The organism is Pauljensenia sp. 20925_1_27 (genome assembly GCF_041432835.1).
GTDB lineage: Bacteria > Actinomycetota > Actinomycetes > Actinomycetales > Actinomycetaceae > Pauljensenia.
Window position 1 is genome coordinate 22,795 of the sequence record NZ_JAPWAH010000015.1, and the last position, 23,422, is coordinate 46,216.

Genomic DNA, 23,422 nt, shown 5'->3' on the forward strand with positions numbered 1-23,422 from the left:
TGCACACATTGACCCAAACCACCAAGGCACAGGCGGTTCCCGGCGACGAAGGTCACCGAAAAACGGGGGGCTCACCGGGCCTCGTCGATGCACGAGTCGATACGCGGGTTGGCACGCGAACGGGCGCCGACGACGCGACCAAGCGGGTAGCAACCCCACGCCAGGTTCAACGCCAGCTGACAGACAGGCTCGTAATGGAGGCGACGACGCGGGCGCGCAGCGCATCCGAGGCCTGTTCGGACTCGTAGCAGCCGCGCATGAGGGCGCGCACGTGACGTTCGGCGTCCAGGGCGTCGGAGCAGTGCTCGCAGGTGGCGACGTGCTGGATCATGAGGGCGCGGGCGCGCGCGTCGGGGCCGGGGACAGACCCGGCGTCGATGAGGCCGCTGCGGCGGTCGCATTCCTCGCAGTCGATCAGTTCGTACAGGGCGTCGAGGACGTCCTGGCAGGTGACACGCGTGTTCACTTGGCTCCTCCGATCCCGTATTCCGCGGCGACGTCGGCCAGCGCGGAGCGCAGGTTCTTGCGCGCCCGGTTCAGTCGGCTCATGACGGTCCCCATGGGAACTCCTAGTTCTTCGGCGATTTCCTTGTAGCTCATACCTTCAACGTCAGCCATGAGGACAACCATCCGGTGTTCCTCTGAGAGCGAATCGAGGGCCTCGCGCAGCTGCGTGGAGGGCAGCGCCTCGAGGGCTTCGACTTCCGCAGACTTGAGGCCGACCTCCGCGTGGGAGGCGGCGTCGGCGAGCTGCCAGTCCTCGACGGTGTCGCTGGAGGCGCGCTTGGGCGAACGCTGTTCCTTGCGGTACCCGGTGATGTAGGTGTTCGTCAGGATTCGATACAGCCAGGCTTTGATGTTGGTGCCGGGCTTGTACTGGTGGAACTTCTGGTAGGCCTTGAGGTACGTCTCCTGGACCAGGTCCTCCGCGTCGGCTCGGTTGCGGGTCATGCCCAGGGCCGCGCCGAAGAGTTGGTTCATGAGGGGCATCGCTTCGTCCATGAAGCGCGCCTGGAGCGACGCGTCGTCCGGGGCGGACGAGGCCGGGGCAGCAGAGGCCGGGGCGGAGGAGGCCGCGGCGAGATCGGGGGTCTGCTCCGCTGGTTGGGGGGTTGTTGCATCCATCGCCTTCCAGCGTAGTCGCGCGCGGACGGGGCGCGGCTGCGAGTGGTCGATGGGAGCTCATAGTGAGGGCAACGCCTCAGATGCGCCTTTATTCCACAACCAACCACATCTGTGCGTTGCACCACTTTCACACCGTTGATTGGGAGCCTCAGGGCCGTTCGGCTTCCCCCAGGGACAAAGGTGTCGAACAATAGGGGTATGAATCTGCTGCGCGTTGTTGCCCGTCCCCTGCTCGCCGCCCCGTTCATCGCCGACGGGGTTGATGCCCTCATGCATCCGCGTTTCCACGTGGAGCGCGCCGCGGGCGTTCGTCCCCTCATCGATAAGGCGACCGACGCGGTCGGCCTGGAGCCGCTGACGGACCAGCAGCTGGCCGTCGCGACCCGCGTGACGGGAGCGGTCACGGTCGTCGCGGGCCTGCGCTTTGCGCTGGGGCGCAAGCCCCGCGTGGCCGCCCTGACCCTGGCCGCGATCGGCGCGCCCATGGCCCTCGTGAACGCTCCCCTGCCAGGCACGACGCGAGACCTGTCCAAGGAGCAGATCAAGCGCCGTCGCTACCGCACGCTGAATAAGGCGGGCCTGGCCGCCGGCGTCCTCCTCGCGTCGACGGACCGCGTCGGCCAGCCCTCGGCCCTCGTCGCCCATGCGATGCGCCGCGATCAGCGCCGCGCAATCGCTGCGGCCGAGGCCGCCATCGTGGAGCGTCTGAGCGGCACCGCTTCGTGAGCGCGCCCTGGCCCGCTCCCCTGGCCGCCTCTCCCGTGGATGCCACGGTCGAGGTGCCGGGGTCTAAGTCGATCACGGCGCGCGCCCTCTACCTGGCGGCCGTCGCCGACTCCCCCTCCATCATTCGGGGTGCCCTGGATGCGCGCGACACGCGCCTGTTCGCGGCCGCCCTGGAGGTGATGGGCGCTCGCGTCGAAGACGAGGGCGCGGGCACCCTGCGCGTCACCCCGATGGAGCTTCCGCCCCGAGGCGGTCGCATCGAGTGCGGGCTGGCCGGCACCGTCATGCGTTTCCTGCCGCCCCTCGCTGCCATCTCCCCCGAGGAAACGCTTTTTGATGGGGACGAGCAGGCCTACGCGCGCCCCCTCGGCCCGCTCCTGGACGCCCTGGTGCGCATGGGCGCGACCATCACCTATCACGGGGAGCGCGGGCACCTGCCTTTCACGATTCAGGGCCCGATCCACACGCCGCTGGGCGCGCAGGCCTGGGTGGACTCCTCGTCCTCCTCGCAGTTCCTCTCCGCGCTGCTTCTGGTCTCTCCCCTCGTGGGCGATCCCCTGTTCGTGTCGGCTCCGGGGCTCGTCCCGTCGATGCCGCACGTGGAGATGACGCTGGCGTCCCTCGCGGGTGCGGGCATCGACCTGGAGGTCGTGGACGAGGGCCGGGCCGACCTATCCACCTGGCACATCTTCCCGTCGCGCCCCCGCGGCGGCGAGATCACCGTCGAGCCCGACTTGTCCAACGCCGGCCCCTTCCTGGCTGCCGCGATGGTGACGGGTGGACGCGTGCGCATCCCGGCGTGGCCGGGGGCGACGACGCAGGCGGGCGACGCCTGGCGCGCGCTGCTGGGACACATGGGCGCGACCATCACGCTGGACGAGGAGGGCCTGACCTTGACGGGTCCGGGCGCCGGCAACTACCCGGGCATCAAGGCGACCATGGCCGAGGTCGGCGAGCTCACCCCCACCCTGGCCGCGATCTGCGCCTACGCCTCGACTCCCTCGCACCTGAGCGGGATCGCGCACCTGCGCGGACACGAGACCGACCGCCTGGCGGCGCTGGTCGCCGAGATCAACCGCGCGGGCGGGCAGGCCGACGAGACCGAGGACGGCCTGATCATCACGCCGCGCCCGCTACACGCCGCGCAGATCCGTTCCTACGCGGATCACCGCATGGCGACCTTCGGCGCGATCCTGGGCCTTGTCACGCCCGGCATCACGGTCGACGACATCGCCTGCACCTCCAAGACGATGCCCACCTTCGAGGCGATGTGGGCCTCGCTCGTGAGCACTCACGGTCAGGACAGCACCCCGGCCGCCCCGGCCTCGCCCGTCGAGGAGGAGAAGTGATGGCCCGCCGCGACACCGGAACCGACGACCCGCGCGTGCGCGTGCGCGCCGGCAAGGGCTCGCGCCCCCGCACGAAGGACCGGCCCGACTGGTCCTCCAAGCCGCTGGGCCGCGTCGTCGGTATCGACCGCGGCCGCTACCAGGTGTGCCTGGAGGCGGACGGGACCCGCGTGGTCGCCGTGCGCGCCCGCGAGCTGGGCCGCGGCTCCGTCATCATGGGCGACCGTGTGCGCCTCACCGGCGACCTGTCCGGGCGCCCCGACACGCTCGCGCGCATCGTCGCCGTCGAGGAACGCTCCTCCGTGCTTCGCCGTTCCCTCGAGGACGCGCCGGATCAGCGCGGGGAGAAGGCGATCGTCGCGAACGCGGACATGATGTGTATCGTCGTGGCGCTGGCGGATCCGCCGCCGCGCACCGGCATGATCGACCGCTGCCTCGTCGCGGCCTTCGAGGCGGGCCTGTCCCCGATCCTCGTGCTGACGAAGGCGGACCTGGCCAGCGCGGACGAGCTGATCGCCGCCTACGAGGACTTCGACGTGCGCGTCGTGCTCACGAGCGCCGAGGCCGGGGAGGCCGACCCAGGCGTCGCCGAGCTGCGGGCCCTCCTGACCGGCCATTGGTCGGTGCTGGTCGGTCATTCGGGGGTCGGAAAGTCCACGCTCATCAACCTCCTGGTGCCGGGCGCGGGCCGCGCGACGGGGCACGTCAACGAGGTGACGGGGCGCGGGCGCCACACGTCCACGTCCTCGGAGGCCTTCGAGCTGGAGACGGGCGGCTGGATCGTGGATACGCCCGGCGTGCGGTCCTTCGGTCTGGGGCACGTGAGCGTCGCCGACGTGCTGGGTGTCTTCCCGGACGTCGCGGAGGCGGCCGCCTGGTGCCTGCCGCTGTGCTCGCACGGCGAGGAGGAGCCCTCGTGCGCACTTGACAGTTACGCGCGCGCCACCGGCCCCTTCAGCATTGACGAGGCCGGGGACGAGGACGCGGATCGGGTGCGGTCTGAGCGCGCGTCGCGCGTAGCGTCGGTGCGCAGGCTCCTCGAGGCCGTGGCGACGGCGGAGGCCGCCAGCAAGGCCGCCCGGTAAAGATAGTGGGCGCTGAAAGTGCTTGACAGCGCCCCCCCTTCGTGGATAATGAGGAAATAGCGAAGGTCGCTATCTCTGAGTCACAAGGTCGTGATCGCTATGTCCACCATTGAGCAGAACCTTATCGGCAACACTGCGGGGCTTTCGCGGGTCGACAGGGTCCTCCGCTACTTCTTCTTCGCGCTGTTGATCGGCACGGTCGTCTATTCGACTGGCGGCACCTTCTTCGGGATAGACAACCGCCTGAATGACTACGGGCTCGTCACTGCCTTAGCGGCCCTCGCTTCTCAGATGCCAGGATATTCGCGCACGATTCCCGGTGTTCATCGTTTCCTTCGAGCCTGCGAGTGGGCGGTGATGGGCTGCTCCCTCGTATGCACCGCCGCTGTCATCGTCGGTGACGTCACGGACCACGGAGTCCGCCCCGAGCCCTACAACACGCCATCGAACGTCGCGATGGGTGCTGTGTTCGTTGCCCTCTGTTTATTCGTGGTGCTCTTCATCGCAAAGGACCGCGCTCGCAGGCGCGGGCTGATTCCCCCGGCCAGCTAAAGCCGGGGCATGGGCCGGTCGCCCGCGCGTCAAGCGCGCGGGCGCTCAGCGCTGGAAGCGGCGCACGAAGTTACGCAGGATGAGGCGCGAGGGGTCCGTGTCGACGGTGGCGACCTGGGCGCGGATGGCCTCGGCCTTCTCCACCGGGTAGTAGCGGCCCGCGTACTGGTCGATGCGCACGTTGACACCGCCCAAGTCCATCTCGGGGTGGAACTGGGTCGCCCACGCGGCCTCGCCCACGCGCACCATCTGGATCGGGGTGTCGTCGCCGGCCAGGAGGACCTGCATGCCGGGGGCCAGCTCGCGCACGGCCTCGTGGTGGCCGACGTAGGAGTGGAAACGGTCGGGGGTGCCCTCCAGGAGCGGGTCCTCGCGGCCGGCGTCGGTCTTTGTCAGAGCGATGCCGCTGATTTCCTCGCCGTGGTGGGTGTCGACGACGCCGCCCAGGTGCAGGGTGAGGGTGCCCAGCCCGTAGCACAGGCCCAGGATCGGGAAGGACTCTGCGAGCGCCCGGTCGTAGAAGGAGCGCAGCCACGCTTCGGCGCGCACCTGGCGTTCTTCCTTGAGGTGGTCGTCGGTGTTCGCGTCCCACGGGGATCCGCACACGAAGGCACCCGAGTACTCGGACAGGTCAAGGTCGGGCAGCTCCCTCTCCATGCGCACCTGGCGGACCTGGTCGGGGGCCAGTCCCGAGAAGCGAGGCAGGTCGGCGCATTCGGCGGCCAGGACGGGGCCGTCGTCGCGCGAGGTCAGCATGAGGAAGGGCTTGGTCATGCCCACCATGCTATCGGGTGAGCGCGCGTATGCAGCTCGTGTCCGCTCTCCAAGCGTGTGTGACGGACGCAGATGTGGGCGCCCTCTGTCACACTGGGATCATGTTGATTCTGCACACCTCCGACTGGCACCTGGGGCGCACGCTGCACGGCGCGTCTCTGGCAGACAGCGCGGACGCGTTCATCGAGTGGCTGGTCGCCCTGGTGCGTGAGCGCGGCGTGGATGCCGTGCTCATCTCGGGCGACGTGTTCGACCGCGCGGTTCCACCCGTTGACGCGCTCGCGCGGATGCGGCGCGCCCTGCGCGAGCTGACGGAAATCACGACGGTCATCCTGACGTCGGGAAACCACGACGGCGCGGCTCGCCTGGGGCTTTTCGCCGACATGCTCACCCCCTCGCTGCACGTGGTGACCGACCCCGAGGCGATCGGCACGCCCATCCAGGCCGGGGGCGCTCTCGTATACCCGATGCCCTACCTGGAGCCCGACCTCGTGCGCCAGCCACTGTCGGACCTAGAGCCCAGCGGCGAGGCCGACCTGCCCGCTCCCCTACCCCGCTCCCACCAGGCGGTCCTTGCGGCCGCGCTGCGCCGGGTGCGCGCGGACCTGGTGGTCCGGCGAGAGGCGGGCGACGAGCGCCCGGCCATCGCGATGCCGCACGCCTTCGTGACGGGAGCCCAGGCCTCGGACTCGGAGCGCGATATCCAGGTGGGAGGCGTGCCCTCCGTGTCGGCGGACCTGTTCGACACGCTCGGGGGCGCGGATCCCCTGGCTCACGGACTGGACTACGTGGCGGCCGGGCACCTGCATCGCCCGCAGGACATCTCGGGGGCGCGCGTCCCGATCCGCTACGCGGGCTCTCCCATCGCCTATTCCTTCTCCGAGGCCGGGGCCAGCAAGTCGATCACCCTCGTGACCACGGACGACACGTCGGTGACCGGCATTGAGGTGGTGCCCATCCCGACGCTGCGCGCCGTCGCCGTGCTCGAGGGGACCATGGAGGAGCTGCTCACGGATCCCGACGAAGCCACCATGGCCTCGTACGTGTCGATCACGGTCACGGACGACGCGCGCCCCGAGCGCATGGTGCCCCGCATCCGCGAGATCTACCCCCACGCCCTCATCGTCGTGCATCGCCCCCGCCAGGCGCCCACGCTCGCCCCCGCGATGACCGTGCGTGCGTCCCGTGATCCACGCGAGGTCACGGAGGAGTTTTACGAGGCCGTGGGCGGGCGGGCGCTGAACGTTCAGGAGCGCGAACTGGCCCTGGACGTGTGGGCTGGGCTTCGAGGAAAGGACATGCAGTGAAGATTCGGTGGCTGCGTATCACGGGCATCGGCCCCTTCACAGGGACACACACGGTCGACTTTTCGACCTTCGAGGATTCGGGCCTGTTTCTGCTGGATGGCCCCACGGGCGCGGGAAAGTCCACACTCATCGACGCGATCACCTTCGCCCTGTACGGGGACGTCGCGCGCACGAAGGACGCATCGAAGGACCGCCTGCGCTCCAACCACATCTCGGATTCGGATCCGTCGGAGGCGGACCTGGTGTTCGAAGTGGCGACGGGCATCTACCGGGTGACCCGCACGCCCGCGTACACGCCGGCGGGCAAGAAGTCGCAGCGCAATTCGAAGTCGACGCTCACGCGGGTCGTGGAGGATCCGGACGCACCGGACGGGTGGCGCACGGTCGAGCCGATCGCCTCGGGCCCGCGCGACGTCGGCTACGAAATTCCGCGCATTGTCGGTCTGGACAAGGACCAGTTCCTGCAGACAATCGTGCTCCCGCAGGGCAAGTTCTCCCAGTTCCTCAACGCCACGTCGGATGCTCGCGAACAGATCCTGCGCGACATCTTCGACACGCAGATCTACGTGGACTTCACGAAGGCCCTCGTCGATGCGGCTGCCTCGTCGAAGCGCGGCATCGAGGAGCGGCGCGTGGCTGCCGTTAGCGCTTTCGAGCGCGTGCGGGCGTTGGATGACGCCCTGAGCGAAGACGCGCACACGGATACATCTGGTGCCCAGGAGCGTGCAGCCGAGGCCGAGGAGGCCGACCAGCTGGACGCGGGTGCGGAAGATGCCAGCGCGGTGAGGCGATGGGCACAGGATGCGTGTGATCGCGCGCGAGAGGCGCACGCACAGACCCTGCGTGTCGCCGAGGTGGCCACAGCGAGCGCGCGGGAGGCTTCCCGCGCCCTGTCCGAGGGGCGCGCCCTGGCTGAGGCCCAGGCCGAGCACGCGCGCGTGAGCGCGAAACTCGCCGAGCTCACGGCGTCCCAGGAGGCGGTCGCATCCGACCGCGAGCGCGCGCGTCAAGCCCGCCGGGCCCTGGCCGTGGCGCCTTTTGACGCGGCCGTCGCCGAGGCATCGGCGCGCCTGGAGTCCGCCGGAGACCAGGTCGCGGCTCTGTCCCCCGCCCTCGGAGACGAGGCCTCCGCCCAACCGGCTGCCCTCACGCCTGAGGACGTCTCTGCTCTCGGCGAGCGGGCGCAGGCCCAGCGCGACGAAGCATCGCGAACGAGGGGTTCCCTGGAAGAGGCTCTCGCGGTTGAGCGCTCACTGCCCCAGGCGCGCGCCCAGATTGAGTCGCTGCGCTCCCGCCGCGAGCAGGCACTGGCGCACATCGCGTCGATCGAGGCCGAGCGCGAGGAGCTGCCCGGGCGGATCGAACAGGCCACCGAAGCCCTGCGCCTCATGCGGGCCGACGCCGACACTCTGCCCGAGGCCGCGTCCGCACTGCGCGCCATCAACGAGCGTCTGGATGCCTCCATGCAGGCGGACCTGCTGCGCTCGGCTCTCCTGGGCGCGTCGGACGAGCTGCGCGAGGCCACGGTCGCCGCGAAGCTCGCGAACGCTGCGGCGGCGGATGGCCACGACCTGTGGATCGCGCAGAGCGCGTCGGCGCTCGCGCGCGAGCTCGAGGAGGACACGCCCTGTCCCGTGTGCGGGTCCACGGAGCACCCCAGCCCCGCACCGGCTACGGACGGGGACATCACGCGCGAACAGGTCGCCGAGCTCGACCAGGCGCGAGACCGCGCGGAGAACGCGCTGCGCGACGCGCAGGCACGCCACCAGGACCTCGTGCGCCGTATCACCCAGCTCAACGAGGTGGCCGGCGCCCCGACACCGACGCTCGAGACCGAGCGGGATCGGGCCGCCGGCATCGTCGCGAAGCTCGAGGCTCTCACCCCTCAGATTGCCGAGATCGAGACCGCCCTCGAGCAGGAACGCATGCGTCTGGGCGGGCTCACGGATTCCCTCGCGAGCGCGCGCGAGAACGCCGCGTCCCTCGCGTCCACGCTCCAGGAGCGCGAATCCGCGCTGGCCGCAGCCCTGACCCGCGTGGAGGCAGAGCGCGCGGACTTCGACTCCCTCGACGCGCGCGCTGCAGCCCTGGATGAGCGCGCACATCGGGCCACGGCGCTGTCGGGGGCCTGCACTGAGTGGGAGAATGCGAGAGCGGCCCTGACCAAGGCGCAGCACTCCCTCACGGAGGCGCTTGAGGAACAGGTGCTCGAATCCGATTCCTGGCGGTCCCTACTCCTCCCGCTTCCCGAGGTCGAGGTGCTTGAGGCGCGCGCGACTGCTCACGACAAGGAGCTGTTTGCGGCACGCGAGGCCCTCGCCTCCGAACGCCTGACCCACGCGGCAGCAGCGCCCGCACCGGACCTTGAGGCCCTCACCGAGGCCTCCCGCAAGGCAGATGAGGATACCGCTGCGGCCGCCCGGGCCTCGGGAATCCTCGAGCAGCACTGCGCGCAGCTGGATGCCGCCCGTACGTCGCTCGAGCAGGCGTTGGACGCGCTTCGCCGCGCCCGAGAACAGGCGGGTCCGATCCGACGACTGGCCGACATTGCGATGGCCTCCGGGCCAGAGAACCTGGCGTCCACTCCCCTGTCGGCGTGGGTACTCATCGCGCGTCTGGAGGAGGTGCTCGCGGCCGCGAATCCGCGCCTGGCGGCAATCTCGTCGGGACGCTACGAGCTCGCATCCGTCCCCGACGACGGCACCGCCTCGCGCAAGTCCGGACTGGGCCTGGCGATCATCGACCACGACACGGACGCGATGCGCAGCCCACGCACCCTGTCGGGCGGGGAAACGTTCTACACCTCCCTCGCGCTGGCTCTCGGCCTCGCGGACGTCGTCTCAGCGGAGGCCGGGGGCGTCGAGCTGCGCACGATGTTCATCGACGAGGGCTTCGGGTCGCTGGACTCGCACACGCTCAGCCTCGTGATGGCCCAGCTTCAGGCGCTGCGCAGTGCGGGGCGCACGGTCGGCGTGATCTCGCACGTCGAGGAGATGGCGACCCAGATTGCGGACCAGATCCAGGTGCGGCCGCTGCCGGAGGGAGGATCGACCCTGAGCGTGCGCGCCTAACCCTCAGCCCCTGTGCAGGGCCAGGACGGCGGGACGCTCGGAGCGGTCGAACCAGGCGAGGGAGGACTCCCACAAGGCGGCCACGGCCTCGTCGGCATCCTCCTGCGTCTCGGCGCTCAGCACGGCCTCCACCGCGGGCGCGGTGTCGGGCAGGTCCGCGAGGATCGCTGCCACGTCCGACCAGGTGTATTCGAAGGCCGCGGCCTCGAAAATGTGAGGCTCGATCTGCTCGCCGGGGGTCAGCGTCGTGGAGGTCGGCGTGTCGACGGCCAGGACGACGCGCGCCGTGCCAGCGCCTTCCGTGTCTCGGGCCAGCGCGAGGGAGGACAGCGCGGCCTCGGTGATGGCGTCGTCCTCGAGGACCTCGATGTCCTCCCCGCTCATGGCGGCCTCGGGCACGCACAGGACGCCGCTGCGCACGGGCGGGAGCGGAACGGACAGGTCGGACAGGACGGCGGGAACGTAGACGCGCATGGTCACAGTGTAGGCATCCACTGCGCGACAATCGCCTCCAACTCGTCGGAGGCCTCGCAATGCGTGCCGCTTTCCCCCAAAGCTTTGCCGCGCAGGGCTGCCCGCGCGACGCCCGCATCTTCATCGACAACGTGGAAGATCTGTTCGGGCATGAAGGTGCCAATCGCGTCCTGGAGGGATGCGACGGGGCGCGCCCCGATCGCATCAGTACTGACGCGGTTAACAATCAGCGTGATCGGACAATCACTGCCGTGCTCGTTCCACCAGCTGGCCAGGAAGGAGAGTCGGTTGATGCCGACGATGTCCCCGCGCGCGACGATCACGAGCCGGTCGACGCGTTCCAGCACGCCGAGCGCGGCGTCGTCGCGGCTGGCTCCTCGGCTGGATTTTTCGAGGGACGTGGACGCGATGTCGACGACGCTGTAGCGGGCGCTAAGTCGTAGCGCTCCGATGATCGATTCGATGCTCGGACGGCTCACTTCGCGCCACCGGTGAGGAGTGACCAGGCCGGTGATGACGCGCAGTCCCTCGGATCGCTGGACGGCGGCGGACTGGACGTCCTGGGGCGTGAGCGGTCCACGGGAGGCGGTGCGCGCCAGGATTGACAGGCCCGAGGCCTGGACGGGCAATCCGAGAAGGTGCGCGATCGTCGGGTTGGCGGTGTCCGCGTCGACGAGGAGGGTGGGGGCGATGCGCGCGAGGATCGTCGCAATGCCCGTCGCGAGGGTCGTGCGCCCGGGGGCTCCGCTGGTCCCCCACACGGCGATGACCGTACCCGGAGACGAGGGCGGTGGGGGTGGCGGGGGCTGTTCATCCGCGATGGCGGGTTGGACACGAACGTTGCGTGTCGCCGCTATCAGCGAATTGACGACCTGTTCGGGACTGCCCGGAGCGGCGACCGAGGCAACGCCGATGGAGACAAGCCTCGCCCTGAGCGCATGCGAGCCGAGAGCGACGACCGCCATGCCACACGAGCGCAGCGCATCCACGGCCTCGGCCGTCAGGTCGGGGTCGGCACCATCGATGACTGCCAGATCCGCGATTCCCGCGCGGCCGGCGGCGATAACCTCAGCGAGGTCTGCGCAACGACGAACGATCGCAAGGGTCTCACCGTGGCGTTGTATTGCCTGGATGAGGGGCGCTTCGTATCGCTGCTGGGCGAGGATGACGACCCCGTGGACGGTACTCATGGCGCACCGACGGGCACGGCAGCGAGGCCATCCGTCGAGCTCTGGGCGGCGAGCAGGACGGGTAGCGAGGAGGAGTCTGCCAGGATCTCGATGCGCGCTCCCCTCCTCGTTTGGGACGAGGAGGAGGCCTCGATCGTGCGCACGAACGTAAAGGACCCCTCAATTTCGTGCGCCTGCTCGGCCCCCTGGGACTGCGTGCGCGTTGGAACCGTCCACAGCTGGATCCTGGTGCCGTCGGCCACCCCGTCGGGTAGTCCGGTCGTCACCGTCACGGCAAGACGCACCGTCTGCCCCGCACCCTCCGATGCGGTCTGCGCGATATCGGAGCGCATGATGATCTGACCGGGGACGAGCTGGCGCGTCGCAACGGATCCCATGGGAGCCTCGGACGTGGGCGCATAGACGGAGCCATCCACGCGGAGGTCGGTTTCTCGCACGTTGTCGGCTGTGATGGCTTCACCGGACGCAATCGTACTGGTCACGGTGTAGACGCGGGATCCACCCCGAAGGAAGCCGCTGAGGACGCTGAAAGCGATCACGGACGCGATGACGAGGACCACTCCGATGATGAATCGGCGGTCTATCTTGCCGGGGGCGCGCGCCGGAATCGACACTGAAGCTGAGACGCGTTTCACTCTTCTATGATGCACGTTCAACCGGAAAAGCGGTAGGTTGCCGACTATTCATCAGAATCAACCGATCTCATCGGTCATATGTCGGACAAAAAATTGCCGACTCAAACCAATCAAACGAAGCAATCTCAACTGATAACATGTTGCCATGGCAACACGATTCCTCACTCTCGCTGATGTCGCCGAGACCCTGAATCTCACGATGTCAGCTACCCGCGCCCTCGTTTCCTCCGGCGAACTCCCGGCCATCCAGGTCGGCGGTAAGCACGTGTGGAGGATCGAAGAATCGGTCCTGGAGCAGTTCATCCAGGACCAATACGCCGCGACGCGCGAGCGTCAAAAGGCGGAAAACGCTCAGTAATCGGTCGACCATCGCTGGCCGAGCACGCGGAGTCGACGAAGCCCCGCAAGCGCTAGCGAGACGACCATTTCTTCCTGCTCATCGCGGCCGTCATAGCTGATGGCCGTTCCACTGAGGGCGACATCGACGTGGTCCGCATAGACCGCGTCGATGACTCCCCTGTGGTCTCCTCCATCGGATTCGATGGCAACGCCGACGCCCCGCGCACTCAGCTCGCGCAAAACGTGTCCCACGCCGACCCCACCCCTGATCGACGACTCGCGCGCGACGCTTCGTCCGAGCGGCCAGGCGCCGACGACGGCGGACAGCATGACGAGGCTATCGCCACCTTCGCCACGCAGGAGCACCCACGTGCGAGTCGAGTCAAGAACCTGTCCCGACACCACATGCCCGCCACGCAGCGCGAGGGTAACGATGCCCACCGCGCCAGCGAGTCGAGCCGAGAGGGTGACGGACGCGCGCTCCGCGTCCGTCAGCTCATCGATAAGCTCTTCCAGATCACGCTCGCGTTCCTCGTCGAAGCGCGCCTCCAGCTCGGCCATGAATGCTGACATATCCATGCCCCAACGATGCCACACCCACAAAGAAAGCGCTGTGCATCACACTTTTGTCTCATTTTAATAAACGTATTGACATCAACTGACAAGAAGCGGATAGTTATTCGCATCGAATCCATCTCACTCGATGAAGAGTCCACCATGATTGATGATTCACCTACCCCTCACAGGCAGGAACACCTGTCTGACGCTTGTCTCTGGTTAGTCGGCGCTCCACTCACCGTCCTCGACACCCTGTACCTGACCAGGCTCGCACCGCCCATTGACGCGGAGCACCCCGAAACGCTCATCGTGTGGGCGCTGGGGGTGGCCGCACTCCTCCTGCTGTCGTGGAGCCTTCTCAGCTCCGCATGCGCCCACCTTGTCCTCCTGCGCGCCACCCCTCCCATTGTGCGCCGCATCGCACGCACACTCGTCTCGCGCTACGGCACCAAACTCTCGCGAACGCTGCTCGCCCGCGCCGGTGCCGGGGCACTCATTGGCTCTGCGCTGGTGACTGGCGCTCCGGTAGCGCCGACGCATGCGACGCCGCAGGACCTTACCGTCCCAGGGGTCTCGCTCACCTGGGCGGATAGCCCACGCGCCACGCAGGAACCGACGCAGACAGACCCAGCCAGCTTGCCCACTCCCGAACCCACGCCGAACGCTCCTTCCGCGCCCACGTCCGCCGCGCCCGAATCGTTCACGGTCGCCCCCGGCGATTCCCTCTGGTCGATTGCCGTATCCCTGCGCCCCGGCGCTAACGACGCATCCATCGACGCGGCGTGGCGCGCGATCTACGAGGCGAACGCGGACACTCTCCCGGATCCAAACCTCATTCACCCCGGACAGAAACTCACCCTTCCCCAGGACCTACCATGAGCACGCAAATCGCACCACGGCCTCCTACGGCCGAAACACCCCGGCGTCGCGTGAGCACGAGGCCGACGCCCTCCCGCCCGCTCCAGCCAGCCCCCTTCCGCTGGAGTCGGGACGAGGCACTCCCCCACGGCACTTCCCCCTCCGGCGCATCCGCGAACACCCTTGAGCCAGGACCGCACGCCCTTCCCGATCCCGACCAGTGGGCTGCAACGCTCGCGCGCGCCGTCATCGAAGTCGTCACGGGAGCGCGCCAGGCACCGCAGCTGCGACGATGGCTCCTGCCCGAGCTCTATGGGGCGCTGGCATCCGTGCACCTGTCCCCCTGCGCACGCGGCACACGTCCCGTCCACGTGCGCACCTGTCCGATCGACGCGGTCACCACCGAGGCGGCCGTCATTATTGCTACCGCCGCCCGCACGTACGCTCTCGCCCTGCGCCTGGAGGAGTACCACGGACGCTGGATGATGACGGCGCTGGAGCTCGCCTAACCCACCAACGAGGCCCGCCCGCGGGTAGCGCAAACGGGTGAGAGGCTCCCGAAAGAACCCCTCACCCGTATCAGCTAGCAATCAGCGGCGGCGACGCTTCTTAGCGGCCGCGCGACGCTCGGCGCGGTTACCGCCGGACGACGACGCACCCGACTCGATGCCTTCGGCGGAGCTGTAGTTCACGCGCGACGGAGCCTTGCGCCGGCCCACGTTGCCCATCACCGAGCGGGCTTGGGCCACGGCCTCGCGCGCGGCCTCGGAGGACGCGGATTCGGCGGCCGCCACATCTTCGATGCTCGGCTCGGACGGCGCAGGCGAGGCGGGGGCAGACTCGGACGCGACGGACGCGACGGACGCGGAAGCGATCGAGCCGCCGGCCTGTTCCTCGGCGGAGGCCAGGGCACGCTCGAACTGCTTGGCGTAGGAGAATACCTGCTGGACGGACTCCTCGCGGATGCGCTCGACCATCGCCTGGAACATCTGAGCGCCCTCGTCCTTGTACTCGACGAGCGGGTCACGCTGACCCATGGCGCGCAGGCCAATGCCTTCCTTCAGGTAATCCATCTCGTAGAGGTGCTCGCGCCACAGGCGGTCCACCACGGAGATGACGACGCGGCGCTCGAGGGTGCGCATGGGCTCCTCGCCCAGCTGCGCCTGCGCCAGCGGGTTCGCGTTCAAGCGATCCTCGGTGTCTGCGTAGACGGCGTGGATGTCGCCGACCAGCTCGGTCACCAGGTCATCGCGAATGAGGGACGCGGCGCCGCCGTGCTCCTCTTCGACCTCGTCGATCGTGACCGACGGCGGGTAGTAGCCGCGCAGGTTCTCCCACAGGGAGGGCAGATCCCACTCATCCACGGCCTTGTCGGCGATTGCCTCATCAACCAGGCCAGTCACGAGGGACTCCATGAAGGCGCGCATCTGCGGGCCCATGTCCTCGCCCTCGAGCACCTTGCGGCGCTCACCATAGATGGTCTCGCGCTGACCCGTCATGACGTCGTCGTACTTCAGGACGTTCTTACGGATCTCGAAGTTGCGGGCCTCCACCTGATGCTGGGCCGATGCGATCGAGCGCGACACCATGCGGTTTTCCAGCGGCATATCCTCCGGGTAGGCACCCGAGGCCATGATGCGCTGGGCCATGCCCGAGTTGAACAGGCGCATCAGGTCGTCTTCCATCGACAGATAGAAGCGGGACTCGCCCGGGTCACCCTGACGGCCGCTTCGGCCACGCAGCTGGTTGTCGATACGACGTGACTCGTGACGCTCCGAACCGAGCACGTACAGCCCGCCCAGCTCGCGCACCTCCTCGCGCTCAGCCTCGACGGCCTCTTCCGCGGCCTCGAGGGCCTTGGGCCACGCCTCGCGATACTCCTCCGGGTTCTCCTTCGGGTCGAGGCCCTCGGCGGCCAGGTTCGCCTGCGCGAGGAACTCCGAGTTGCCGCCCAGCATGATGTCGGTACCACGGCCGGCCATGTTCGTGGCGACCGTGACCGCGCCCTTGCGACCGGCCATCGCGACGATGGCGGCTTCGCGCGCGTGCTGCTTGGCGTTGAGCACCTGGTGCGGAATGCGCTTCTTCTTGAGCATCTGGGACAGCAGCTCGGACTTTTCGACCGAGGCGGTACCGATGAGGACGGGCTGGCCGGCCTCGTGACGCTCGACGACGTCCTCGATAATCGCGTTCAGCTTGCCATTCTCCGTCGGGTAGACGAGGTCGGGCTGGTCCTTGCGGATCATCGGCTTGTTCGTGGGGATCGGGATGACGTCGATCTTGTAGGTCGACGCGAACTCGGCGGCCTCGGTCTCGGCCGTACCGGTCATGCCCGAACGTGAACCCTCGGGGTAGAGGCGGAAGTAGTTCTGCAGCGTGATCGTGGCCAGCGTCTGGTTCTCGGCCTTGATTTCCACGCCTTCTTTGGCTTCGATCGCCTGGTGCATGCCGTCGTTGTAGCGGCGCCCCGGCAGGACGCGGCCCGTGTGCTCGTCGACGATGAGGACCTCGCCGCCATCCACGATGTAGTCACGGTCCTTGAAGAACAGCTCCTTGGCGCGGATCGCGTTGTTGAGGAAGCCGATCAGCGGAGTGTTCGCGGCCTCGTAGAGGTTCTCCACGCCCAGCTGATCCTCGACCTTGTCAATGCCCGGCTCCAGGATGCCGACGGTCTTCTTCTTCTCGTCGACCTCGTAGTCCTCGTCGCGCCTGAGCAGGCGCGCGATGCGGGCGAACTCCACGTACCAGCGGTTCAGATCGCCGTCCGCGGGGCCCGAAATGATCAGGGGGGTACGGGCCTCGTCGATGAGAATGGAGTCAACCTCGTCGACGATGACGAAGGCGTGGCCGCGCTGAACCATATCCTCGGGCACCTGCGCCATGTTGTCGCGCAGGTAGTCGAAGCCGAACTCGTTGTTCGTGCCGTAGGTGATGTCGCAGGCGTACATCTCGCGACGCTGCGCCGGCGTCTGGCCCACGAGGATACAACCGCACGTCATGCCCAGGAAGTTGTACACGCGGCTCATCAGGTCCGACTGGTACTTCGCCAGGTAGTCGTTGACCGTCACGACGTGCACGCCCTTGCCGGTCAGCGCGCGCAGGTAGGAGGGCATCGTGGCGACCAGGGTCTTACCTTCACCGGTCTTCATTTCCGCGATCTTTCCCTGGTGCAGGGCGATACCGCCCATGACCTGCACGTGGAAGGGACGCATGCGCAGGATTCGCCACGAGGCCTCACGCACCGTCGCGAACGCCTCGACCAGGATGTCGTCCAGGGTCTCGCCCTCTTCGAGGCGATCCTTGAACTCCTGGGTCTTGGCCTGCAGCTCCTCGTCGGTCAGAGCCTCAAAATCCTCCTGCAAGGCATCAACCTGCGACGCAAGCCGATCCAGCTTACGCAGCATACGCCCTTCGCCAGCGCGAAGGATCTTGTCAATAATCGACACGAATAGCTCCTGACGTTCCTCGCCCGCCCCCTTGTAGAGCGGACAGTCAAATCCACCCATTAGTTTACGAACTAACCGCCCAAAGTGGAAACGCCCGCGCGAACATGGACGCATTTAACGCTGACAGCGCACACAGGGGCGCCCCGGGCCTCGTGCCCGGGGCGCCCCACGGTCCTTCAACCGTCAGACTGTCGTGTTCAAGCGAAGCACACCGTACGTCCACCCGTGACGATGGTAGACGACGCACGGCTGGTTCGTCTCCTTATCGACGAAGAGGAAGAATGGGTGACCGACCATCATCATCTGGTCCAAGGCCTCATCCACGCTCATCGGCGGGGCCTCATGCACCTTCTGACGGACAATGATCGGGGTGTCACCCCACTGCTCTTCGCGGGCCTCTCCAACCTTCAGATCCTCAGCGCTGCGCAGCGGCTTGGGAGCCTCGGGTTCGACGACGGCAACCTCTTCGACGACGGGAGCTTCGAGGATTTCGGCTTCGACCAGGTCACGCGGGTACCTGCGGCGGTGGTCCTTCACGCGATCACGCAGGCGGCGCAGGCGCTCGTAGAGCTTGCCGGCGGCGATGTCGACGGCCGCGTAGCGATCGGCGGACTGAGCCTCAGCGCGGATGATCGGGCCCTTACCGTAAACGGTCAGCTCGATGCGCTCGGCAGTGTCGGCCTGGCGGGGGTTACGTTCGTGAGTCAGCTCCACGTCGACGCGCTGAGCGCGGGGGTAGAACTGAGTGATCTTCGAAACCTTCTCCTCCACGTAAGCCCGGAAATTCGGGTGAATCTCGGCATTACGTGCGACGACGGTGATGTCCATGTGTTTCCTCCATGGTGTGCGGCGGGCATCGTTGCCCGCGGGTGGGGATTGTTCGGTGCTCACTGCCCGAACCGTGGTCTGAGCTATCACCTCCCGCATTGACGTGAGGAGCGTCCCTGCTGCTCACGCTATCGAAAGTCTGTAGTCACATCATACCCCAGCCGGTGACGCACGTCATGAGATAAGCCCGGGTCGGCACAGCGTCACAACCGCGTCAAGCCCTCCCACAACACGCTCCATTTCCCGGATCGTCGCCCCCGTCGTCACCACGTCATCCACCGCCACAACAAGAACTCCGCGAGGAGGCACCGCGAGCGCCCGCATCGCCCCCATGCGCCCCACCGTGCGCTGCGCCCCCGCCTTGCCCGACTGGGACGAGGCACCCACGCGCAGTCGCACCGCATCTACCACCCGCACGCGCACTCCTGGCTGCGCGCTCGCCGCCAGAGCCCGCGCAACCGCGCACGCCAGCGGCATCGCCACCTGCCTGCCCCGCGGGCGCCTCTTCCACGAGGAGGGCGCGGGCACCACCCACACGTCCACCGCTCCCCCGGTCGGCGTTGCCCTCCCCTGACGGGAACCCCCAGCGCCAGCGGGCGACCCAGCCACGCCCAGCACCCGGGCCAAGGCGGTGCCGAGGCGAGCCCCGGCCTCGGCGAGAAAATCGGTGACGTCCGTGCGCGCGGAATGCTTGGCGGTGAGCACGATGCGCCGCAGGGGACCCGCGTAATCCCCCATGGCCAGAGCGGGTATGTCGCCGCGCGCGCCCTCAATGAGCGTCGGGGTCGGCTCGACCTGGGCGAGACGCCGACATGAGGGGCACAGGACCTCGTCCCAGGCGCGACATCCCGCGCATTGCACGGGAAGGATCGCCCCGATCAATCCCCGCGCAAGAGTGCGATGACCGCGCGCACCCACCACGACACCTACCCCGCGTAGCGCGCAGACGTCAGCGGATCGGGGGCGTTTTGCCACAGCGCGCCCGAGCGGATCAGGACCTGGGGTTTGCCCGCGTCATCGGTGCCCGTAATGACGATTGACGAGGAGGACGCGCCGGCGCTCATCGTTCTCACGCGGATGGGCAGCGACACGTTCGACGGCAAACCACCCAGGGGAAGGGTGACGAGCTGGTCGTCGGAGCTTCCTGCTTCGCGCACGACGAGGGCCAGGCCCGTTGAGGTCGTCCACGAGCCATCGATGACAGTTCCGCGTTCGAGACTCACCTGGGTCAGGGATCGCACCGCCTGCGGGCGTCCCGCGGGGCCGCGTTCGACGACGCCCACCCATGCGCTGGAATCGGCTCCGCGAATCACGAGCGCGCGCACCCCATCCGGCGAGATACGCACGGCGCGAATATCGCCCGCGCCCTCAGACTCGACGCTCACGGGGAAGACGCCATCCGCCCCACCCGCGACCGAGACAGAGGCCGCCGACGTCGAGGCGCCCCACACCCAGCCGAAACGATCAATGGAGGGGCCCGCAGGCGCGGTGCCGGGAATAAACGCCACGGATGTACCCGCTCGCTGCGCGTACACCCCGTCGGTGCTACTCCACGCGATGAGCGACGGATCCACCGGCGACGCCGTCGGAGAGGAAGCCCCCGACACCGAGGCGAGCATCGTCATCGTCGTACCCGAGACGATTCCCACCCCGTCCGGCCCGGCACCGACGAGAGTGTCGAGGGAATACGTGGGCTCAGCAGGAGGGGCGGACGCGTCCAAGGTCTCGCCGGACAGCGACACGCTCACCTGGGACACGTCTGTTGCCTGTGTGAGCGTGCGCGTCAACTCCCATGCCAGGCTCTCGCGGCCGCCCTCGCTCGCGGGCATGACGGCGTTGAGTTCGACGTGCGCGACTCCATCACTGACGTCGACGCCGTGAGAGGGGATCGTCGTGCCCGCGGGGATCGCGTTCGCGGTGACGGGAGCGAGGGCCTGGCTGGGCCCGGCGACGAGGCCGGCCAGCAGATACGAGGCGAGGCGACGCGAGGGATACCACCGAGGATCCGCGACCAGGTCGGAGCCTTCCACAGTCGGGAAGTAGAGGTTGACGAGCGAGTACGAGGCCGAAAAGGCCGCCCGGCTCATGAGGACCATGTTGTCGGGCGCGTTGATGCGCCACTGTCCATCTTCACGCACCAGCGTGAACGTGTGCGAGGCCGTGGATGCATCGACGCGCGTGAGCACACCCGAGGAATCGACGCTGGCCACGCCGAGCACCGAGACCGTCACATCGACCTGCGAGGCCGTCTCGGAGCCGGCGGTGATGGCGGGCGTCGTGTCGGTGTCGTACAGGAGGATCTCCGTGTCCGGCTGCCAGGTGCGAGCGGAGGAAGCACTCAGGAAGAGGCGGGCGGTCGCAAAGTCGTCCTGCGGCCCGGCCGCGCACGCCAGGAGGAAATCATTGACGAGGGTCGCCGCATCGGAGCCGTCAGCGGGCCCCTCCGCCGAAAACTGGACGCCACTGCCGTCGCGGGAGGACACGTCGAAGGGAGCCGGAGCCGACGACCGGGGCAGGGACGTGCAGCCCGCGAGAATCAAGCACGCGAGAGCAACGAGGACGAGGGAGCGTTTCATTCGGCCTCCCACAGGACGAGGGGGCGGCTGGCGATCTCCTCGCCGGCTCGCTTGGGCAGTGTCATCAGGAAGGATGCCCCCTTTCCCGGCTCGCCGTACGCCTGCAGGCGCCCGCCGTGGATGGCGACGTCTTCCGTCGCGATCGCGAGGCCGAGGCCGGTGCCTCCAGTCGTGCGCGCCCGCGCGGTGTCCGCACGGTAGAAGCGATCGAAGACATGGTCAGCGACCTCCTGGGTCATTCCCACGCCGCGGTCGCGCACGCGGCAGGCCACGTCCGTCTCGGTGGCCGCCACGGTGATCGTCACCGTCGTACCGTCCGCGTGCTCGATCGCGTTGACAACGAGGTTGCGGATCACGCGTTCAATGCGGCGCTCATCGATCTCTGCGGCAGCTCGCACCGGTGCCACGATCTCAACCGTCACGCCCTGACGCTGCGCGAGATCGGCGCACCCCTCAACGACGCTGGTCACGATGGGGCGCAGATCCCGCTCCTCGGCATCGAGCAGCGCGCTCGCGGCGTCGTATCGCGAGATTTCCAACAGGTCGGCGAGCATCTGCTCCATGCGTTCGGTCTGGTCATGCAGGAGCTCCGCGGAGCGGCGTGCGTGTGTGGGCAGCTCGTCGCGGTTATCCCACACGACGTCCTCGGCCATGCGGATCGTCGTCAGCGGCGTGCGCAGCTCGTGGGACACGTCGGAGACGAAGCGCTGCTGCAGCTTGGCGAGCTCGTCGTAGCGCGAGATGGTGTCCTGCAGCGAGGACGTCATCGCGTTGAATGCTCGCCCCAAGTCCGCCATCTCGTCATCGCCGCGCACGTCAACGCGCACATCCAGGTCGCCCTCGGAGGCCTTCGTCGCCGCCTGGGCGGTCACGCGAACCGGCAGGAGCAGGCGATGGAGGAGCGCAAACACGCCGATCGGCAGGGCGACGATGACCGGCAGGGAGGACAGGAGCAGAACCCGCAGAACGACATCGACCTGGGCTTGGTCAGCGGACAGCGAATACAGAATGTAGAGCTCGTGCGTGCCCGCTCGGGGCAGCTGAACCTGGGTGCCGACGAGGATCCCCGGCTCTTCCTTCTTGCCGTCGCTCGACCGGATGGCCACCGACTGCCACTGCGCCCCTCCCCCAGCAACCGCCGCGCGCATCTGCGCCGTCACGAGGCCGCGCATCTGCTCATCCTCAATCTGGTTGATGCGCAGCGAGGCCGCGGTGCCCTCGGAGCGCAGCAGCGCCACATTGGTCGCACCCGCGCCCGCCGCCGAGGCCTTGAGCGAGGCCAGCGCCCCGCGCGCGGATTCCTGCACCTGAGCGGGAGACGAAGCCGTCGACGACGAAAAAACGGACTGAGCCGAGGAGAACCGCAGGGACGCGTCGGCCAAGATCGCATCCCTGCGCGTCTCGAACATGGACGTGCGCAGTTGGGAGGCGATGATGACGCCCGAGACGAGGACGATCACGAGGACCGCGAGCGTAATCGCGACCGCGAGCCGAGCCGACAGGGAGTGACGGATGCGGCGGGCGATATGCGAGGACGCGAGAAAGCCCCACGGCCTCGACGACGTAATGACGCCCACGAGGCGCTTGAGCGCGTCCCTACGCTCCCGCGCCTGCACGGTATCCCACCCCGCGGACAGTCACAACGAGCTCGGGGCGCTCCGGGTCACGCTCGATCTTCGAGCGCAGACGCTGCACGTGAACGTTCACGAGCCGGGTGTCGGCCGCGTGACGGTAGCCCCACACCTGTTCGAGGAGCTCTTCACGCGAAAAGACCTTCCAGGGCGCTCGAGCCAGCGTCACCAGGAGGTCGAATTCGAGGGGCGTCAGAGCGATGACATGCCCCCCTCGCTTCACGACGTGACCGGCCACGTCGATGGACAGGTCCTGCAACGTGAGCCCCTCGTCCACCTGGGCGTCCTCGCGTCCGCGCAAACGTGCGCGCACGCGGGCCACGAGCTCCTTGGGTTTGAAGGGCTTGGGCACGTAGTCGTCGGCTCCGGCCTCCAGTCCCGTGACGACGTCAGACGTGTCGGAACGAGCGGTCAACATAACGATCGGCGCATCCGAGATACGTCGAATCGCACGGCACACGTCAAAGCCGTCCATGCCCGGCAGCATCACGTCCAGCAGGACGAGGTCGGGGTGGCTCTCTTGGAATTGAGCCAGCGCCTGGGATCCATCGGCACAAAAGACGACGTCGAAGCCCTCATTCTGCAGGACAATCCCGATCATCTCGGCCAGGGCGACGTCGTCGTCGACGACGAGGATGCGCGAACTCATGTCACGATAGTGTCACGAAATCGTCACGAACGCAGAAGACTCGCGCATCAACGACCCAATTTCTGTCCTGGACAAGGTTTCACGCGACGGCCACGTATGGCAGGATTGGTCACAGACCGACACCATCAACATGGAGGCACGAATGAGCACCCCGTGGACCGCTCCCGATTCGTCGAACTCGTATCAGCCCACCGGTGCACAGCCAGGGGCAGCGGGCGGCCAGGCGTATGGCTCTCAATCCCCCTACGG

General features: G+C 67.9%; 22 protein-coding genes. 9 read left to right on the forward strand and 13 right to left on the reverse strand.

Annotation, left to right across the window (positions count from 1 at the left end; genetic code table 11):
- Window positions 1-166: 166 nt before the first annotated feature.
- Window positions 167-466 carry an anti-sigma factor gene (locus tag O3684_RS08115; RefSeq protein ID WP_500066219.1) on the reverse strand — a complete coding sequence of 100 codons (300 nt, stop codon included), beginning with the start codon at window positions 464-466 and terminating at the stop codon, window positions 167-169.
- Window positions 463-1,125, reverse strand: coding sequence for a sigma-70 family RNA polymerase sigma factor (locus tag O3684_RS08120; protein ID WP_500066221.1), 663 nt, complete (start codon window positions 1,123-1,125; stop codon window positions 463-465). The genes O3684_RS08115 and O3684_RS08120 overlap by 4 nt, the downstream gene beginning before the upstream one ends.
- 198 nt (window positions 1,126-1,323) lie before the next feature.
- On the opposite strand from O3684_RS08120, the gene O3684_RS08125 reads away from it, so the two are divergent.
- The 4 genes from O3684_RS08125 (at window position 1,324) to O3684_RS08140 (ending at window position 4,837) form a co-directional block, all read left to right on the forward strand.
- Window positions 1,324-1,851, forward strand: a complete 528-nt coding sequence (locus tag O3684_RS08125) for a DoxX family protein (protein ID WP_500066222.1) — start codon at window positions 1,324-1,326, stop codon at window positions 1,849-1,851.
- A complete protein-coding gene (gene aroA, locus O3684_RS08130; protein WP_500066223.1) occupies window positions 1,848-3,200 on the forward strand; it encodes a 3-phosphoshikimate 1-carboxyvinyltransferase in 1,353 nt (450 codons plus the stop codon). Before O3684_RS08125 ends, aroA begins: the two co-directional genes overlap by 4 nt.
- Entirely contained in the window at window positions 3,200-4,285 is a 1,086-nt protein-coding gene (gene rsgA, locus O3684_RS08135; protein ID WP_500066224.1) for a ribosome small subunit-dependent GTPase A, read from the forward strand. The genes aroA and rsgA overlap by 1 nt, the downstream gene beginning before the upstream one ends.
- 99 nt (window positions 4,286-4,384) lie before the next feature.
- Window positions 4,385-4,837 (forward strand): hypothetical protein, encoded by a 453-nt coding sequence (locus tag O3684_RS08140; RefSeq protein ID WP_500066225.1) that lies wholly within the window; start codon window positions 4,385-4,387, stop codon window positions 4,835-4,837.
- A gap of 45 nt (window positions 4,838-4,882) precedes the next feature.
- On the opposite strand, the gene O3684_RS08145 is transcribed toward O3684_RS08140, so the two are convergent.
- Entirely contained in the window at window positions 4,883-5,611 is a 729-nt protein-coding gene (locus tag O3684_RS08145) for a glutamine amidotransferase-related protein (RefSeq protein WP_500066227.1), read from the reverse strand.
- A gap of 101 nt (window positions 5,612-5,712) precedes the next feature.
- Here O3684_RS08145 and O3684_RS08150 point away from each other — a divergent pair, with 101 nt between their 5' ends.
- Together O3684_RS08150 and O3684_RS08155 are read left to right on the forward strand one after the other, a co-directional pair.
- Window positions 5,713-6,918 carry an exonuclease SbcCD subunit D gene (locus O3684_RS08150; protein ID WP_500066228.1) on the forward strand — a complete coding sequence of 402 codons (1,206 nt, stop codon included), beginning with the start codon at window positions 5,713-5,715 and terminating at the stop codon, window positions 6,916-6,918.
- A complete protein-coding gene (locus O3684_RS08155) occupies window positions 6,915-9,989 on the forward strand; it encodes an AAA family ATPase (protein ID WP_500066229.1) in 3,075 nt (1,024 codons plus the stop codon). Before O3684_RS08150 ends, O3684_RS08155 begins: the two co-directional genes overlap by 4 nt.
- A gap of 3 nt (window positions 9,990-9,992) precedes the next feature.
- On the opposite strand, the gene O3684_RS08160 is transcribed toward O3684_RS08155, so the two are convergent.
- Genes O3684_RS08160 through O3684_RS08170 form a run of 3 tightly spaced genes read right to left on the reverse strand, consistent with a single transcriptional unit; the run spans window position 9,993 to window position 12,288 of the window.
- The gene (locus O3684_RS08160; RefSeq protein WP_500066231.1) at window positions 9,993-10,463 is read right to left on the reverse strand and encodes a DUF6912 family protein; all 471 of its coding nucleotides are present in this window, start codon (window positions 10,461-10,463) and stop codon (window positions 9,993-9,995) included.
- 2 nt (window positions 10,464-10,465) lie between these two features.
- Window positions 10,466-11,653, reverse strand: coding sequence for a CpaE/TadZ family protein (locus O3684_RS08165; protein WP_500066233.1), 1,188 nt, complete (start codon window positions 11,651-11,653; stop codon window positions 10,466-10,468).
- Complete coding sequence (locus O3684_RS08170) at window positions 11,650-12,288, reverse strand: SAF domain-containing protein (protein WP_500066234.1); 639 nt, start codon at window positions 12,286-12,288, stop codon at window positions 11,650-11,652. The genes O3684_RS08165 and O3684_RS08170 overlap by 4 nt, the downstream gene beginning before the upstream one ends.
- A 145-nt stretch (window positions 12,289-12,433) precedes the next feature.
- On the opposite strand from O3684_RS08170, the gene O3684_RS08175 reads away from it, so the two are divergent.
- Window positions 12,434-12,646, forward strand: coding sequence for a helix-turn-helix domain-containing protein (locus tag O3684_RS08175; protein WP_500063127.1), 213 nt, complete (start codon window positions 12,434-12,436; stop codon window positions 12,644-12,646).
- Here the strand turns inward: O3684_RS08175 and O3684_RS08180 are convergent.
- Window positions 12,640-13,206, reverse strand: a complete 567-nt coding sequence (locus tag O3684_RS08180; RefSeq protein ID WP_500066235.1) for a hypothetical protein — start codon at window positions 13,204-13,206, stop codon at window positions 12,640-12,642. The two genes, O3684_RS08175 and O3684_RS08180, sit on opposite strands and share 7 nt — an antisense overlap.
- A gap of 69 nt (window positions 13,207-13,275) precedes the next feature.
- On the opposite strand from O3684_RS08180, the gene O3684_RS08185 reads away from it, so the two are divergent.
- On the forward strand, window positions 13,276-14,064 hold the full coding sequence (locus O3684_RS08185; RefSeq protein ID WP_500066236.1) for a LysM peptidoglycan-binding domain-containing protein: 789 nt from the start codon (window positions 13,276-13,278) through the stop codon (window positions 14,062-14,064).
- 50 nt (window positions 14,065-14,114) lie between these two features.
- Complete coding sequence (locus O3684_RS08190; RefSeq protein ID WP_500066238.1) at window positions 14,115-14,552, forward strand: Rv3235 family protein; 438 nt, start codon at window positions 14,115-14,117, stop codon at window positions 14,550-14,552.
- An 81-nt stretch (window positions 14,553-14,633) separates the two neighbouring features.
- Here O3684_RS08190 and secA read toward each other — a convergent pair whose 3' ends face one another.
- The 6 genes from secA to mtrA all read right to left on the reverse strand — a co-directional run bounded on the left by secA (window position 14,634) and on the right by mtrA (window position 23,173).
- Entirely contained in the window at window positions 14,634-17,489 is a 2,856-nt protein-coding gene (secA, locus tag O3684_RS08195) for a preprotein translocase subunit SecA (RefSeq protein ID WP_500066239.1), read from the reverse strand.
- 183 nt (window positions 17,490-17,672) lie between these two features.
- On the reverse strand, window positions 17,673-18,317 hold the full coding sequence (gene hpf, locus O3684_RS08200) for a ribosome hibernation-promoting factor, HPF/YfiA family (RefSeq protein WP_500066241.1): 645 nt from the start codon (window positions 18,315-18,317) through the stop codon (window positions 17,673-17,675).
- Window positions 18,318-18,491: 174 nt separating this feature from the next.
- A complete protein-coding gene (locus O3684_RS08205) occupies window positions 18,492-19,238 on the reverse strand; it encodes a competence protein ComF (RefSeq protein ID WP_500066243.1) in 747 nt (248 codons plus the stop codon).
- A gap of 5 nt (window positions 19,239-19,243) precedes the next feature.
- Entirely contained in the window at window positions 19,244-20,893 is a 1,650-nt protein-coding gene (locus O3684_RS08210) for an LpqB family beta-propeller domain-containing protein (RefSeq protein WP_500066244.1), read from the reverse strand.
- Entirely contained in the window at window positions 20,890-22,509 is a 1,620-nt protein-coding gene (gene mtrB, locus O3684_RS08215) for an MtrAB system histidine kinase MtrB (protein ID WP_500066245.1), read from the reverse strand. The genes O3684_RS08210 and mtrB overlap by 4 nt, the downstream gene beginning before the upstream one ends.
- A complete protein-coding gene (gene mtrA, locus O3684_RS08220) occupies window positions 22,490-23,173 on the reverse strand; it encodes an MtrAB system response regulator MtrA (protein WP_500063136.1) in 684 nt (227 codons plus the stop codon). Before mtrA ends, mtrB begins: the two co-directional genes overlap by 20 nt.
- Between the last annotated feature and the right edge of the window lie 249 nt (window positions 23,174-23,422).

Bases quoted from the DNA above. Each gene is read 5' to 3' on its own strand.
- O3684_RS08125 (WP_500066222.1), top strand. From the start codon at position 1,324: ATGAATCTGCTGCGCGTTGTTGCCCGTCCCCTGCTCGCCGCCCCGTTC.
- O3684_RS08165 (WP_500066233.1), bottom strand. From the start codon at position 11,653: ATGAGTACCGTCCACGGGGTCGTCATCCTCGCCCAGCAGCGATACGAA.
- rsgA (WP_500066224.1), top strand. From the start codon at position 3,200: ATGGCCCGCCGCGACACCGGAACCGACGACCCGCGCGTGCGCGTGCGC.
- O3684_RS08145 (WP_500066227.1), bottom strand. From the start codon at position 5,611: ATGACCAAGCCCTTCCTCATGCTGACCTCGCGCGACGACGGCCCCGTC.
- mtrA (WP_500063136.1), bottom strand. From the start codon at position 23,173: ATGAGTTCGCGCATCCTCGTCGTCGACGACGACGTCGCCCTGGCCGAG.
- O3684_RS08210 (WP_500066244.1), bottom strand. From the start codon at position 20,893: ATGAAACGCTCCCTCGTCCTCGTTGCTCTCGCGTGCTTGATTCTCGCG.
- O3684_RS08120 (WP_500066221.1), bottom strand. From the start codon at position 1,125: ATGGATGCAACAACCCCCCAACCAGCGGAGCAGACCCCCGATCTCGCC.
- O3684_RS08180 (WP_500066235.1), bottom strand. From the start codon at position 13,206: ATGGATATGTCAGCATTCATGGCCGAGCTGGAGGCGCGCTTCGACGAG.
- O3684_RS08150 (WP_500066228.1), top strand. From the start codon at position 5,713: ATGTTGATTCTGCACACCTCCGACTGGCACCTGGGGCGCACGCTGCAC.
- O3684_RS08175 (WP_500063127.1), top strand. From the start codon at position 12,434: ATGGCAACACGATTCCTCACTCTCGCTGATGTCGCCGAGACCCTGAAT.
- O3684_RS08160 (WP_500066231.1), bottom strand. From the start codon at position 10,463: ATGCGCGTCTACGTTCCCGCCGTCCTGTCCGACCTGTCCGTTCCGCTC.
- hpf (WP_500066241.1), bottom strand. From the start codon at position 18,317: ATGGACATCACCGTCGTCGCACGTAATGCCGAGATTCACCCGAATTTC.
- O3684_RS08140 (WP_500066225.1), top strand. From the start codon at position 4,385: ATGTCCACCATTGAGCAGAACCTTATCGGCAACACTGCGGGGCTTTCG.